The organism is Novosphingobium rosa NBRC 15208 (genome assembly GCF_001598555.1).
GTDB classification, from domain to species: domain Bacteria; phylum Pseudomonadota; class Alphaproteobacteria; order Sphingomonadales; family Sphingomonadaceae; genus Novosphingobium; species Novosphingobium rosa.
The window spans coordinates 35,082-49,017 of sequence record NZ_BCZE01000030.1; the positions used below are offsets into that span (position 1 = coordinate 35,082).

Annotated in this window: 14 protein-coding genes; 6 read left to right on the plus strand and 8 right to left on the minus strand. The window is 66.2% G+C overall.

The annotated features are described in order from the left end of the window. Positions 1 to 19: 19 nt before the first annotated feature. Entirely contained in the window at positions 20 to 2,875 is a 2,856-nt protein-coding gene (locus tag SR3_RS12455; protein WP_068086172.1) for a M16 family metallopeptidase, read from the plus strand. A 21-nt stretch (positions 2,876 to 2,896) separates the two neighbouring features. Here SR3_RS12455 and SR3_RS12460 read toward each other — a convergent pair whose 3' ends face one another. The 6 genes from SR3_RS12460 to rpsU form a co-directional block, all read right to left on the minus strand. Continuing rightward, positions 2,897 to 3,781 carry a hypothetical protein gene (locus SR3_RS12460; RefSeq protein ID WP_068086175.1) on the minus strand — a complete coding sequence of 295 codons (885 nt, stop codon included), beginning with the start codon at positions 3,779 to 3,781 and terminating at the stop codon, positions 2,897 to 2,899. A 76-nt stretch (positions 3,782 to 3,857) separates the two neighbouring features. Then, positions 3,858 to 5,354, minus strand: a complete 1,497-nt coding sequence (gene gatB / locus SR3_RS12465) for an Asp-tRNA(Asn)/Glu-tRNA(Gln) amidotransferase subunit GatB (protein ID WP_068086177.1) — start codon at positions 5,352 to 5,354, stop codon at positions 3,858 to 3,860. Between the two features lies 1 nt (position 5,355). After that, positions 5,356 to 6,837, minus strand: coding sequence for an Asp-tRNA(Asn)/Glu-tRNA(Gln) amidotransferase subunit GatA (gene gatA, locus SR3_RS12470; RefSeq protein WP_068086179.1), 1,482 nt, complete (start codon positions 6,835 to 6,837; stop codon positions 5,356 to 5,358). Continuing rightward, the gene (gatC, locus tag SR3_RS12475) at positions 6,837 to 7,139 is read right to left on the minus strand and encodes an Asp-tRNA(Asn)/Glu-tRNA(Gln) amidotransferase subunit GatC (protein WP_068086181.1); all 303 of its coding nucleotides are present in this window, start codon (positions 7,137 to 7,139) and stop codon (positions 6,837 to 6,839) included. The genes gatA and gatC overlap by 1 nt, the downstream gene beginning before the upstream one ends. Before the next feature lie 253 nt (positions 7,140 to 7,392). Further along, a complete protein-coding gene (locus tag SR3_RS12480; protein WP_068086184.1) occupies positions 7,393 to 7,947 on the minus strand; it encodes an FKBP-type peptidyl-prolyl cis-trans isomerase in 555 nt (184 codons plus the stop codon). A 285-nt stretch (positions 7,948 to 8,232) separates the two neighbouring features. Then, entirely contained in the window at positions 8,233 to 8,439 is a 207-nt protein-coding gene (gene rpsU / locus SR3_RS12485; protein WP_039331685.1) for a 30S ribosomal protein S21, read from the minus strand. Positions 8,440 to 8,763: 324 nt separating this feature from the next. Here rpsU and SR3_RS12490 point away from each other — a divergent pair, with 324 nt between their 5' ends. From SR3_RS12490 to SR3_RS12510, 5 genes are read left to right on the plus strand one after another with little or no spacing between them, the layout of a single operon-like run. Beyond that, positions 8,764 to 10,107, plus strand: a complete 1,344-nt coding sequence (locus tag SR3_RS12490; protein ID WP_068086186.1) for an RluA family pseudouridine synthase — start codon at positions 8,764 to 8,766, stop codon at positions 10,105 to 10,107. Then, positions 10,107 to 10,721 carry an FMN-binding negative transcriptional regulator gene (locus SR3_RS12495; protein ID WP_068086189.1) on the plus strand — a complete coding sequence of 205 codons (615 nt, stop codon included), beginning with the start codon at positions 10,107 to 10,109 and terminating at the stop codon, positions 10,719 to 10,721. Before SR3_RS12490 ends, SR3_RS12495 begins: the two co-directional genes overlap by 1 nt. Next, positions 10,718 to 11,377 carry an HAD-IA family hydrolase gene (locus SR3_RS12500; protein WP_068086191.1) on the plus strand — a complete coding sequence of 220 codons (660 nt, stop codon included), beginning with the start codon at positions 10,718 to 10,720 and terminating at the stop codon, positions 11,375 to 11,377. The genes SR3_RS12495 and SR3_RS12500 overlap by 4 nt, the downstream gene beginning before the upstream one ends. Continuing rightward, positions 11,374 to 11,592 (plus strand): hypothetical protein, encoded by a 219-nt coding sequence (locus SR3_RS12505; RefSeq protein ID WP_068086194.1) that lies wholly within the window; start codon positions 11,374 to 11,376, stop codon positions 11,590 to 11,592. Before SR3_RS12500 ends, SR3_RS12505 begins: the two co-directional genes overlap by 4 nt. Before the next feature lie 3 nt (positions 11,593 to 11,595). Further along, positions 11,596 to 12,291 (plus strand): ATP12 family protein, encoded by a 696-nt coding sequence (locus SR3_RS12510; RefSeq protein WP_068086197.1) that lies wholly within the window; start codon positions 11,596 to 11,598, stop codon positions 12,289 to 12,291. A gap of 83 nt (positions 12,292 to 12,374) precedes the next feature. Here the strand turns inward: SR3_RS12510 and SR3_RS12515 are convergent, their stop codons facing one another. Together SR3_RS12515 and SR3_RS12520 are read right to left on the minus strand one after the other, a co-directional pair. Continuing rightward, on the minus strand, positions 12,375 to 12,962 hold the full coding sequence (locus SR3_RS12515; protein ID WP_169805623.1) for an ABC-type transport auxiliary lipoprotein family protein: 588 nt from the start codon (positions 12,960 to 12,962) through the stop codon (positions 12,375 to 12,377). Between the two features lie 29 nt (positions 12,963 to 12,991). After that, positions 12,992 to 13,930, minus strand: a complete 939-nt coding sequence (locus SR3_RS12520) for an MlaD family protein (protein ID WP_068086202.1) — start codon at positions 13,928 to 13,930, stop codon at positions 12,992 to 12,994. Positions 13,931 to 13,936 lie beyond the last annotated feature (6 nt).

Genomic DNA, 13,936 nt, shown 5'->3' on the forward strand with positions numbered 1-13,936 from the left:
CCGTCTCAGAGGATCGTTCATGCGTCCTGTCAAAGCCTTGCTTCTTGCCTCCTGCCTGCTGCCTTTGAGCGTCCCCGCTCAGGCCCAAACAGCACCAGAGCCCGCGCCGCTGGCCGATCTGGTGAAGGCGGTGGATATTCCTTACGAAACCTTCCGGCTGAAGAACGGCCTCACCGTCATCGTCCACACCGATCGCAAGGCGCCGATCGTGGGGGTCACCACCTATTACCGCGTCGGCTCCAAGAATGAGCCCAAGGGCAAGACCGGCTTTGCCCATCTCTATGAGCATCTCTTCTTCGGCGGCAGCGAGAATGTGCCGAATTTCGACGTGCCGCTGGAGGCTGCCGGCTCGGATTCCACCAATGGCTCGACCTATTACGACCGCACCAATTACGTCGAGACCGTGCCCAAGGGCGCCCTGCCCCTCGCCCTGTTTCAGGAAAGCGACCGCATGGGCCATCTGCTGGGCGCCGTCACGCAGGACAAGCTCGACAAGCAGCGCGGCGTGGTCGAGAACGAGAAGCGTCAGGGCGACAACCAGCCCTATGGCCTGGTCCAGTATGCCGTGTCCGACGGGCTGTTCCCGGTCGGCCATCCCTATCGCCACACCACCATCGGCTCGATGGGCGATCTCGATTCGGCCAATCTCACCGATGTGCGCGGCTGGTTCACCGACCATTACGCCCCCAACAACGCCGTGCTGGTGCTGAGCGGCGATATCGATGTCGCCACCGCCCGCCCGCTGGTCGAGAAGTATTACGGCGATATCCCCGGTGGCCCCGCCGTAAAGCCGGTGACAGCAGGCCCTGTCACCCTGCCTGCCCCGCTACGTCGCGAGATGACCGATCAGGTCGCCACCACGCGCCTGCTGCGCGTGTGGTCCGGGCCCAATCTGAACGATCCGGAGAGTTCTGCGCTGGATGTCGGCATGTCGGTGCTGGGGGGGCTGGCCTCCTCGCGGCTGGACAATGCGCTGGTGCGCGGGCAGCAGCTGGCCGTCTCGGTCAGCGCCAATGTCGAACAGCATGAGCAGCTTTCGGTCATCACCGTCAGCATGGATGTGAAACCCGGCGTGGACCGCAAGGTGGCCGAGGCCGCGCTGGACGCCCAGATCGCCAGCTTCCTGAAGGAAGGCCCCAGCGCCGATGAGGTGAAGCGCGCCGCCACCAGAGAGGTGTCGCAGGCGATCGGCATGCTGGAGGTTGTCGGCGGCTTTACGGGCAAGGGCGCGCAGCTGGCCGAAGGGCAGCTCTATTCGGGCGATCCGGCGCATTACCGCAAGGAACTGGCCGAGATCGCCGCGCAGACCCCCGCCACGATCAAATCCGCCATCGACAAGTGGCTGGGCCGCCCCGCGCTGATGCTGGCCATCACGCCGGGCGAGCGCACCATGAGCGGCGACCAGCTGGGCGGCTGGGACGATGGCGCGAACGAACCCGCTCCCAAGCCCGATGCCAAGGCGCCGGTGCCGCCGGTGAAACAGTCTCCGCCGCGTCAAAGCCCGCCTGTCGCCCCGGTCAGCAGCCTGACCTTCCCCGCGCTGGAGCATGCCAAGCTCTCCAACGGCATCGAGGTGGTGCTGGCGCGGCGCACCGCCGTGCCCAAGCTGCTGGTCAATGTGGAGTTCGATGCCGGCGTCTCGGGCGATGCGCTCGATGCGCCTGGCACGCAGGGCATGCTGATGGCGATGCTGGATGAAGGCACCGCGCAGGACGCCACCGGCGGCCACAGCCGCAACCCCACGCAGATCCGCGAGGAAGAGGAAAGGCTGGGCGCCGAGCTGCAGGCCGGTGCCGCGATGGACACCAGCAATGTGATGCTCTCGGCGCTGTCGGCCAATCTGGCGCCCTCGCTCGATCTGCTGGCCGATGTGGTGCGCCGCCCCGCCTTCGCCCCCGCCGAGCTGGAGCGGGTGAAGCAGCAGCGCCTCGCCTCTCTGGCCCAGACTATGGCGAGCCCGCAGGGTCTGGCCTTCCATGTCTTCAACCCGATCCTCTTCGGGCCCAACCATCCCTATGGCCATGCCGGAGACGGGCTGGGCACGCTGGCCAGCATCAAGGGCTTCACCAGCCAGAGCCTGCGCGCGGCGCAAGCCCAGTGGCTGCGCCCCGATCTGGCGCGCATCACCGTGGTGGGCGATATCACCATGGCGGCGCTGAAGCCCCAGCTGGAAAAGGCTCTGGGAGACTGGAAGGCCCCGGCCACGCCAAAGCCGGTGAAGGCGATCGATGCCCCCGCCCTGCCCGCCCGCCCGCGCATCGTGCTGATCGACCGGCCTAACTCGCCGCAGTCGATGATCGTGGCCGGGCGCCTGCTGCCGCTCAAGGGCACGCAGCCGGGGCAGGAGGCGCTGGGCCTGGCCAATGAGGTGCTGGGCGCCGATTTCCTCTCGCGCCTCAACAGCGATCTGCGCGAGGAGAAGAGCTGGACCTATGGCGTGCAATCCATCGTGCGCCAGCCTGTGGGCCAGCGCAGCCTGCTGGTGCTGGCCCCGGTGCAGACCGACCGCACCGGCGATTCGATTGTGGCGATGGTGGCCGATATGAAGGCGCTGGCCAGCGACAAGCCGGTCACGCCCGAGGAGGTGCAGCGCGTCACCGATGGCAACATCCGTGGCCTGGCCAACCGTTACCAGACCAATGGGCAGGTGCTGGGGGCGATCACCAGCAACCGCCTGCTGGGCCGCCCGGAGGATTATGACGCTCACCTGCCGACGCTCTATCGCCAGATCGACGCTGCGGCGCTGAACACGGCCATCCGCGCGCAATTGCAGCCCGATGGTCTGGTCTTCGTGGTGGTGGGCGACCGCAAGCTGGTCGAGCCCCAGTTGCAGAAAGTGGGCCTGCCGGTGGAGGTGACCACCGTTACGCCGTAAGCGATGGCCTGCCGGGGTCCGTTAATGGGCCCCGGCAGCAGCCCCCGTGATCGTGAAATCATAGACGCGGTAGACGCTCTGCTTGGAGCGCTGGGATTCGCCGATCAGCACGAAACCATATTCGCCCGGCGGCAGATCGCCGGGCAGATCCACATTGAACACGCCATCGCCAAGGTCGGTCATGCCGAAAGGCAGCGTGTTTTTCGGATCGATGCCCGAGACGCTGACATAGGGCGCCACCCGGCCAATGGTCATCTGCCGCGTGGCGCCGTCCTGCCGGAAATGGACCAGGCTGAATTCATTGGGCGACTGCGCCGCCGTGCCGCCCACCCCGCCAAATTCGCTGACGCGATTGTCCTGCGGATTGAAATAGAAGCGAAAGGTGGGACGCGGGGCGGCGATCGCCATTTGCGCATTGGCGCGCGGCACGATCAGTTTCGCCATATGCGGAAACAGCACCGAGCCATTGCCCACGATCTTCACAGCCGTCTGCCCTGTGGGGCGCAACAGGGTGAGGCCATGGGCATCACCGCCATTCCAATAGATGCCCTCAGGCTGACGCGATGGCGCGACAGAAGGGCGCGTGGAGGCGAACATCCCCCCTGCCGCCGGACCTGCTTGCGGCACGGCCGAGGTGCGGACAGCGGGGCCTTCCGGGTAAGGCATGGCCTCTGCCACCGGGCGCAGCGTGGCGCAGCTTTCCACCATGGCGACGATCACGCCATCGGACAGGCCCGCCTTTTTCAGACCGACCATGGCGGATGTCGATGTGTCGTAATGGCAGGGCATCGCATGGATCTTGGCGATCACCGGCCCATCGCCCAGCCCGGCGCGGTGCAGGGCGATCACGGCATCATTGTCGAAGGTCTGCGCCATGGCTGAAACCGGCAGCACAGCCGTCATCATCGCAAGACACCAAGACCATCCCCGCATAGCCTGCCCCCGTATCGCTACGGCAGGCAGGCTATCGCGGTTAAGTGGTTCAGGCCAGAGCCTTCTTCACCAGTTCATTGACGATCTGCGGGTTGGCCTTGCCCGCCATCGCCTTCATCGTCTGGCCCACGAAGAAGCCGAAAAGCGCTTCCTTGCCAGCCTTGTACTGCTCCACCTTATCGGCGTTGTTGGCCATGATGGTGGCCACCGCCGCCTCGATGGCGCCGGTGTCGCTGGTCTGCTTGAGGCCCTCACGCTCGACGATGGTGGCGGCATCGTCACCGGTCTCGAGCATCTTTTCCAGCACCTGCTTGGCGATGGAGCCCGAAATCGTGCCATTCCCGACCAGCGCCAGCAGTTGGCCCGCGCCTTCCGGCGTGATCGGGCTGGAGGCCAGATCCTTGCCCAGCTTGTTCAGCGCCCCGAAGAACTCCGAGAGCAGCCAGTTGGAGGCCTGCTTGGCGACCTCGCCCTCGGGCTTGTTCTGCGCGGTGGCGGTGGCGGCCAGCAGCGCCTCGAACCAGCGGGCGGTGTCGACCTCGGCGGTCAGCACGCCAGCGGCATAGGCCGTCAGGCCCAGAGCGCCTTCATAGCGCGCGCGCTTGGCATCGGGCAGTTCGGGGAGCGAGGCGCGGGCCTCTTCCACGAAAGCATCGTCCAGCACCAGCGGCAGCAGATCGGGATCGGGGAAATAGCGGTAATCATGCGCGTCTTCCTTGCTGCGCATGCTCCGCGTTTCATTGCGGTCCGGATCGTAGAGGCGCGTTTCCTGCACCACCTTGCCGCCATCCTCGATGAGGGCGACCTGACGCTTGGCCTCGCTTTCCACCACGGCCATCACGAAGCGCACCGAATTAACGTTCTTCGTCTCGGTGCGCGTGCCGAACTCATCGCCGGGACGGCGCACCGACACGTTGACGTCGGCACGCATCGAGCCCTGATCCATATTGCCATCGCACGAGCCGACATAGCGCAGGATCGAACGCAGCTTGGAAAGATAGGCCCCAGCCTCGGCGGGCGAACGCATATCGGGGCGGCTGACGATCTCCATCAGCGCCACACCCGAACGGTTGAGATCGACATAGGACATCGTGGGATGCTGATCGTGCATCAGCTTGCCCGCATCCTGCTCGACATGGATGCGCTCGACGCCGATCACCTTTTTCGAGGTCTCGGGGTTCTTTTCATCCAGCGTGATCTCGATCTCGCCCTCGCCCACGATAGGGTGGTAGAGCTGGCTGATCTGATAGCCCTGCGGCAAATCGGCGTAGAAGTAGTTCTTGCGATCAAACCGCGACCACTTGTTGATCTGCGCGCCGATGGCGATGCCGGTGCGCACCGCCTGGCGGATGCACTCCATATTGGGCACGGGCAGCATGCCGGGCATGGCCGCATCGATCAGCGAGACCTGGCTGTTGGGCTCCGCGCCGAAGGCCGTGGCCGAGCCGGAGAACAGCTTGGCGTTGGAGGTGACCTGCGCATGGACCTCAAGGCCGATCACGACCTCCCATTCGCCCGTTGCGCCCTGAATACGATAATCGCTCATCTTACCACCACTTCGTCGGCTTGGCGCTGAAACCAGCGCGCTGCTCGATCGCCAGACCGGCGTTCAGCACGCCCTGCTCGTCAAACGGACGCCCGATGATCTGCAGGCCCAGCGGCAGGCCCTGAGAATCCAGCCCGGCAGGCACGCTCATCGCGGGCAGGCCAGCCAGCGAGGCCGGCACCGAGAACACATCGCCCAAATACATATCGAGCGGATTGGTCTTCTCACCCAGCGCAAAGGCCGAGGTCGGCGCGGTGGGCGCAAGGATCACATCGACCTGCTTGAAGGCTTCCTCGAAGTCACGCGCGATCAGCGTGCGGACCTTCTGCGCCTGCGTGTAATAGGCGTCGTAGAAACCCGCCGAGAGCACATAGGTGCCGATCAGGATGCGGCGCTTGACCTCGTCACCGAAACCGGCGGCGCGGGTGGCGGCATACATCTCCTGAAGGTTGGCGCCATCGGGCAGATCGCGCAGGCCGTAACGCACGCCATCATAGCGCGCGAGGTTCGACGAAGCCTCGGCAGGGGCGATGATGTAATAGGTCGCCAGTGCATACTTCGAATGCGGCAGCGAGATGTCCACCACCTCGGCCCCGGCATCCTTCAGCCAGGCGATGCCATCGTCCCAGCTCTTGGCGACTTCGGCATTGAGGCCTTCCAGACGATATTCGCGTGGAATACCAACCTTCTTGCCCTTCAGATCGCCCGACAGCGCGGCTTCCCAATTGGGCACCGGCAGATCGAGGCTGGTGGCATCCTTGGCGTCAAAACCGGCCATGGCTTCGAGCATCACGGCGCAATCCTGCACCGTATGCGCCATCGGCCCGGCCTGATCGAGCGAGGAGGCAAAGGCCACGATGCCCCAGCGCGAGCAACGGCCATAGGTCGGCTTGATGCCGCTGATGCCGGTGAAGGCCGCAGGCTGGCGGATCGAACCGCCGGTGTCGGTGCCGGTCGCGGCAGGCACGATGCGCGCCGCCACCGCCGCCGATGACCCGCCCGAGGAACCACCCGGCGCCAGAGCCGAAGTGTCATTCGGACGACGCCAGGGCGAGGTTACCTTGCCATAGGCGCTGCTCTCATTCGACGAGCCCATCGCGAACTGGTCAAGGTTCAGCTTGCCCAGCAGGCCCGCGCCCGCATCCCACAGCTTCTGCGAGACGGTCGATTCATACTCGGGCTTGAAGCCTTCGAGGATTTTCGAGGCCGCCGTGGTCTGCACGCCCTTGGTGGCGAACAGATCCTTCATGCCGATGGGCACGCCCGCCAGCTTGCCTAAAGGCTTGCCAGCGGCGCGGTCGGCATCGACCTTGGCGGCGGCGGCCAGAGCGGCCTCCGGCGTGGTCACGATGAAGGCGTTCAAAGCCTCCTGCGCCTCGGCCACGGCAGCGTTGAACGCACCAGCCACCTCGGTCGCGGTGAAGTCGCCACCGGCCACGCCATCGCGGATGCCGGTGAGCGTCAGATCGGTCAAGTTCGTCATTATTCGATCACCTTGGGCACGCCGAAGAAGCCATGTTCGGCAGCCGGAGCATTGGCCAGCACCGCATCGCGAATGCCGCCGCCGGTCAGCGGATCGGCATTGGTGATGTCTTCGCGCAGGCGCAGCGTGTTGGGGATAACGGCGGTCATCGGCTCGACGCCGGTGACATCGACCTCGCCCAATTGCTCGACCCAGGCGAGGATGCCGTTCAGTTTGGGCACCATGGCCTCCAGATCGCCCGGGGTCACCTTGATGCGGGCCAGCGAGGCGATTTTCGCCACGGTCGCGGTATCAACCGACATAGATCAAACCTTCAGAGCATCGGGCGAAAACGTGGGAACCAGTTTTTCGCGAAAACGATGCGACCACAAAAACCCGGATCATGTTGTGTGATTCTCAAATCACGCGGCATGATCCAGCAAACAGAAGGCCGGGCCATGGACCCGGCCTTCGCAAATCTGCCTCGGAGCTAGCATCCCGCAAGCGCCTCATCAAGCGAAGCGCGGAAACCGCGCCTCAATCAAACAACGCGCGAGGGATAAAGCCCGGCAAAACTTACTGCGGAGCGCCGTCCGGACCGACGGGCGCGCCTTGAGGAGCGCCCTGCGCGCCACCCTGAGCGCCCTTGCCCATTTGCTGGCGCATCATCTGCTCCATCATGCGCTGCTGGGCTTCCAGCTCGGCGCGGTTGGCGAACTGCAGCACCTCGATCTCGAAGGTCAGGTCGCTGTTCGCGGGGATCGGGCCCTGCGCATGGTCGCCATAGGCCAGCTTGGCGGGAATATGGACGAGATACTTGCCGCCCGCCTGGGTCTGGGCCAGCGCCTTGGCGAAGCCGGGGATCACGCCCTGCATCTGGGCCGGCACGCGCTGGGCCTGATCGAAGACCGTGCCGTTCGACAGCTTGCCGACATAGTTGATGAGGATGACGTCCGCCGGAGTCGGGTTGCCACCCTGACCCGCACGCAGCGTCTGCACATCGACCAGCTGCGGGCGCACCGCCGCCGCCACGCCGCCGCCCAGCGCCACCGCGACAAACGCGGCCAGCCACAGCTTCGACTTCGAGCCCTTGGCCAGCGGCTGGAGGGGAACGCGGGTGATCTCGGTCATCGTGCCATCCTGATCTGTTGCGCGGGACACAGGGGGCCCCAAGCGCCGGAAATTTCGCCGCCCCTCATGGCTCAAGCCGCCCGCAGGAGCAAGCCCCGCGCGCAGCCTATGGCACCAAAGAATCGGGAGCGCTTTTGCGGTCGCGTCGTGCGCCACGGAGCGCAGATACGCCAAAGGCCCGCCAGCTTTACCGCTTTTCGGACTCAATCCGAAACACAGCAAAGCCACGAGCCTTTGAAAAACACGGATCAGGCAGGCCGCAAGCAGCCCACCCTCAACCCATGCTTACTTGACGCCGTCGCGCTCCTGGCGCTTGCGCTCCAGCTTGCGGGCGCGGCGCACGGCAGCGGCCTTTTCGCGGGCGCGCTTTTCCGACGGCTTCTCAAAGTGACGGCGCAGCTTCATCTCGCGATACACGCCTTCACGCTGCAGCTTCTTCTTAAGCGCGCGCAGGGCTTGATCGACATTGTTATCGCGGACGAGAATCTGCATAAAAAGAACAACCTCACGCTCATCATGGCGAGAACCCCACCGATCCGCAGATCAAAAAAGCGGGGGAACACCTGAAGGATTTCAAAACACACGGACAGGCCGATTCCCGAGGGGAACGACCGGAATTGCGGCGCCGCTACCAGAGTCGCACTCGGAAGGCAAGCCTTGGCAGCCAATCCTTCATGCGAAATGCCACTTCTGCACCCCAGGCGTGACAGTTTTACGACCGGCAACCCGCATCCCGCACAGAGACAACACCCCGCGCGCCTTGTGCGAACGTCTGCGGGCTGTTCCTCGGGCGCTCCTTAGGCTAACGGGGCCTGCATGAGCAACGATAATACGAACAAGCCCCGCCAGCACCAGAGCGCCGACACCGTGCGCCAATTCACCGTGGGGCCCGATGACAACGACATTCGGCTGGATCGCTGGTTCAAGCGCCACCTGCCGCAGGTGGGCTTCGCCACCATCAGCCGCTGGGCCCGCACCGGCCAGATTCGCGTGGACGGCAAGCGCAGCGCGCCCGAAGACCGCCTGACCACCGGGCAGGTCCTGCGCGTGCCCCCGGGCGACACCCATGCCCCCGGCGCGGGCACCGGCAAGGGCGCCAAGGCCCGCAAGCCGCTGACCGACGCGCAGCTGGAGCTGGCCGACCGCATCGTGCTGCACCGCGACCCCAGCGCCATCGTGATCAACAAGCCCCCGGGCCTGGCCACGCAGGGCGGCAGCGGCACCTTCGAGCATGTCGATGGCCTGCTGGACGCCTATGCCCCCGATGGCCCGCGTCCGCGCCTCGTGCATCGCCTCGACAAGGACACCAGCGGCGCGCTGCTGGTCGCCGCCACGCCGGGCAGCGCGGCCTATTTCTCGAAGCGCTTTTCCTCGCGTCAGGCCACCAAGATCTATTGGGCGCTGGTGACGGGCGTGCCCAGCATCGATGAAGGCCTGATCGACCTGCCCCTCGCCAAGCAGCCGGGCACCGGCGGCGAGAAGATGATGGTCGATCACTCCGAGCAGGGCCAGCCCTCCAAGAGCCGCTACCGCGTGATCGACCGCGCGGGCAACAGCGCCTGCTGGATGGAGCTGCAGCCGCTGACGGGCCGCACCCACCAGCTGCGCGTGCATCTGGCCGCCATCGGCCACCCCATCGTGGGCGATGGCAAATATGGCGGTCAGGACGCGTTCCTGACGGGCAGCATCAGCCGCAAGATGCATCTGCATGCCCGCCGCATCATCATCGATCACCCGGATGGCACCCCGCTGGATGTGACCGCCCCCCTGCCCGAGCATTTCGCGGCCAGCCTCGCCCAGCTGGGCTTCAACGAGGATGACGGCGAATACATCCCCGATCCCTCGGGCGAGCTGACGCGCGACGAGGAAAAGTCGATCGCCAAGGCGCATGCCAAGCAATACCGCAAGGAACGCCGGGGCGAGCGCCGGGGCCGCGCCGAAAACGGCCGCGCCCGCACCGATGCCAAGCCGCGCAAGCCCGTGCCCGGCAAGGCCCGCCCCGGCGGGGTGAAGATCGCCAAGGGCAAGGGCGTTACCGGTCCCAAGGCGGCCGCCGCCAAGCCTGCCGCGCCCCGCAGCGGCGCATCGCGTCCGGCCACTGGCAAGCCTGCGGCGCCGCGCAAGCCCTCTGCTCCGCGTGGTGGCCCCAAGAGCCGCTGATGCATCCCAATCCCGCCTTCCGCCTGACCGGAGCCCCGCAGGACGACCGCGCGCTGATGGAGCGCCTGATCGCCGAGGTGGGCTTCGGCATGGTCTTCGCCGCCACGCCCGATGGCCCGCGCGTGGCGCATACGCCGCTGCGCTCGACAGGCGACGGGGCCGTGCAGTTCCATCTGGCGCGCGGCAATGCCCTCACACGCCATCTGGGCGGGGCGGATGCGCTGGCGGTGGTGAACGGGCCAGACGCCTATGTCTCGCCGCGCTGGTATGGCGATGATCCCTCTCAGGTGCCGACATGGAACTATGTGTCGCTGGAGCTGGAAGGGCCGGTGCGGCGCATGGAGGAGGACGGGCTGGTCGATCTGCTCGAAGCGCTGTCAGCACGCGAGGAAGCCCGCCTGCCCGAACCGGCATGGACAATGGACAAGCTGGATGGCGATCTGCGCCGCCGCATGCTTTCGGCCATCGTCGGCTTCGAGATGGAGGTGCGCGCGTGGCGCCCCACCTTCAAGCTCTCGCAGAACAAGAATGAGGCGCAGCGCGCGGGCGTGATCGCGGGTCTGGAAGAGACCGGCGCGCGCGCCATGGCCGAAATGATGCGGGGACTGGCATGAGTGGGGCTGTTCGTCTGGCCGTCTTCGATTGCGACGGCACGCTGGTCGATGGCCAGCACGAAATCTGCGCGGCGATGGATGAGGCCTTCCTCACCCTCGGCCTGCGCCCGCCCGCCCATGGCGCGGTGCGCCGCGCGGTGGGGCTCAGCCTGCCGCAGACCATGCGCCACCTCGCCAGCGAGGAAGGCATCGAGATCCAGACCGCGCTGGTCGAGGCCTACAAGCAAGCCTATCGCACCGCCCGCGCCGAGGGCCGGGTGAGCGAGCCGATCTTCGCCGGCATCCGCCCGCTGCTCGATGGGCTGCGCGAGGGCGGCTGGGATCTGGGCGTCGCCACTGGCAAGAGCATGCGCGGCCTGCTGCATTGCCTGGCGGTCAATGCGCTCTCCGATCATTTCGTCACGCTGCAGACGGCGGACAATCACCCCTCCAAGCCGCATCCCGCCATGCTGCAGGCCGCGCTGGATCAGGCCATGACGCTGCCCGCGGACGCCGTGATGATCGGCGACACCACCTATGACATCACCATGGCCCGCGCGGCGGGCGTACGCGCGGTGGGCGTGGCCTGGGGCTATCACCCGCCCAGCGAGCTGATCGCCGCCGGGGCCGAGGCGGTGGCCATGACCCCCGCCGAGCTGAAGGATATTCTGGGTTGAGCAAGACATTCACCCCCGAGGAGATCGCCAAGGCGCGGTTCAAGCGCCTGACCTATGTGCGCTTCGGCGGCGTGGTGGTGGCGATGGTGGGCGCGGCCATCGCGGCGGACAAGGTGGCGCTGCCGCATTGGCTGGGGTTGCTGCTGATCATCATCGGCGTGTTCGATGTGCTGGTCTTCCCCCGCATGCTGGTGCGCCGCTGGAAGAAAGGTTAAGTTTTGAAGCGTTTCTACAAAAGCGTCTCGGTTGAGCCGACCGAGGGCGGTTTCGGCGTGCGGCTCGATGGCCGCGCTGTGAAGACCGTGGGTGGTCGCCCGCAGGTGGTGCCTGCCGAAGCTCTGGCGCAGGCCATGGCGGCGGAATGGGCCGGGCAAGGCGAGGAGATCGACACCCGCGTCTTCCTGCTGCGCGATATGGCCGATTACGCGCTGGATGTGGTCGCTGCCGATCCCACCGAGGCGATGCGCGCGCTGGCGCCCTATGCCGAGACGGATACGCTCTGCTACCGCGCCGATCCCGATGAGGCCCTGTGGCAGCGCCAGCAGGCGGAGTGGGAGCCGATCCTGAAGGACGCCGAGGCCCGCTATGGCCTGCGTTTCGAGCGCGTTTCCGGCATCATCGCCAAACCCCAGCCTGCCGAGACCATGGCGCGGGTGGAGGATCTGCTGGCGGGCAAGGATGCCTTTGCTCTGGCCGCCTTGCGCAATCTGGCGGGGCTGGCCGCCTCGCTGGTGACGGGCCTGCTGGCGCTGGAAGAGGATGCCGATCTGGCCGCCCTGTGGGATGCCGCCCATCTGGAGGAAAACTGGCAGATCGAACTCTGGGGCAGCGATTATGAAGCCGAACAGCGCCAGGAAAAGCGCCGCGCCGCCTTTATGGCCGCAGCGGAGTTCGCCAGGCTGGCACGGGGCTGAGCCCAGCCCTCTCACGACAATCGGCGCCCGACCGAAGCCGGGCGCCGATCAGACCTTCAGCATCGCGCGGAAGCCGGGATCAGTTAGCCGATCCACTCCGCAACCTGCCCGGCCAGCGTGTTGGCCGCGCGGTTCAGCGCCTGAGCCAGATCGCCGCCATTGGGCGAGACGTCGGGCTCGGTCACCTCGAAGCGGTGCATCGTCACCTCGCCATTGGCGTGATGCAGCACCGCGTCATAGCGGATCACCGCCGAGTGGCTGTGCGCATCGTAACCCATCGCCAGCAGGCGCCCATCGAGGCGGGTTGCGCCGGTGCCATCCTCATCCAGCGTGACAGGGCGCTTACCCGTGGCGCGCAGATCCTCGGCCAGCAGATTGCGCAGCAGGCGCGCGGGGCGCTCCACCCAGAAGGAGTCCTTCATATAGGCGATCGCAGTGGGATTGACCTGCACCACCATGCGCGCCGTCGCCAGACCGCGATCGGTATCCGGCTCGGCCACCACCAGCGTGTCGGCGGGCTTGAAGGCCGCCTGCGTGCCCTGCGGCGCCTTGGCGTTGGAGGTCAGCGTGTAAAGCTGCGCGGGCGACTTGCCGCCGCCAATGCTGACGCAGGCCCCCAAAGTCATCAGCGCGAGAGGCGCGGCCCACCGCAGCAGTTTCGCCTTGCTCATCTGAGGCCCCTTCATGGCCAGAACCCCTTTCATGGCTTGTAGACCGGCACCTTGGGCGCGGCCAGCAGAGCCGCTCCGCCCTGGGAGTCGAGTTTTTCGGTGATGGCGCGCAGCGCCTTGGTGGTGGCGCGCAGATCGCGGATCGCGGCCTCGGCCTGAGGCAGCGTGTCGGTGGACAGGCGCGCGGTGGCCGGGCGGGCGGCGTCCAGCTCGGCCTGCAGTGATTCCGCCGCATGCTGCGCCGCGTTCAGCGTGTCATTCACGTGATGCACGATCGACGGGCCATTGGGGTCCAGCTGCTTGTTGGCATTGGCCGCCACCGACTGGAACTCCGCAACGGCATCCTTGGCACCCGCCAGCGTGGCGTTGAGGTTGGTCAGCGTCTGGCGCAATTGCGGCGAGGCATCGGCCAGATTGCCGGTCAGCCGGTCGGTGTTCTTGAGGATACCGGCCAGATGCTTCTGGTTCTCATCCGTCAGCATGTTGCCCAGCTTTTCGGTCAGCGTGGCCAGACGCTCCATCAGCAGCGGGGCGTTGGTCAGCAGCTCGCCCAGACCCGAACGCTTGGTGGGGATCACCGGCACGCCATCCGGGCCAATCTCGGTGATGGGCGGGCGGCCCTTCACGCCACCGGCCAGCTGGATGTTGGACACGCCGGTGAAGCTGCCCTGGATCGTGGCGGTGGTGCCCTCCAGAATGGGGATCTTGTGGTCCAGCGAGATGCGCACGCGGACATAGGAGGGATCGCGCTTCCACAGCTCGATCTCGGAGATCATCCCCGCCGGAACGCCCGCGTAATTGACCGTCGAGCCCTTGGCCAGACCGTCCACCGATTGCGGGAAGTAGATGTCATAGACATCCTGCCTGTCCTTGGAGAGATGCGCCATCCAGATGAAGGCACCGGCCACAAGGGCCAGCAGCGCCAGCGTGACGACCCCGACCCAGACATGATTGGCGCGCGTTTCCATACTCGT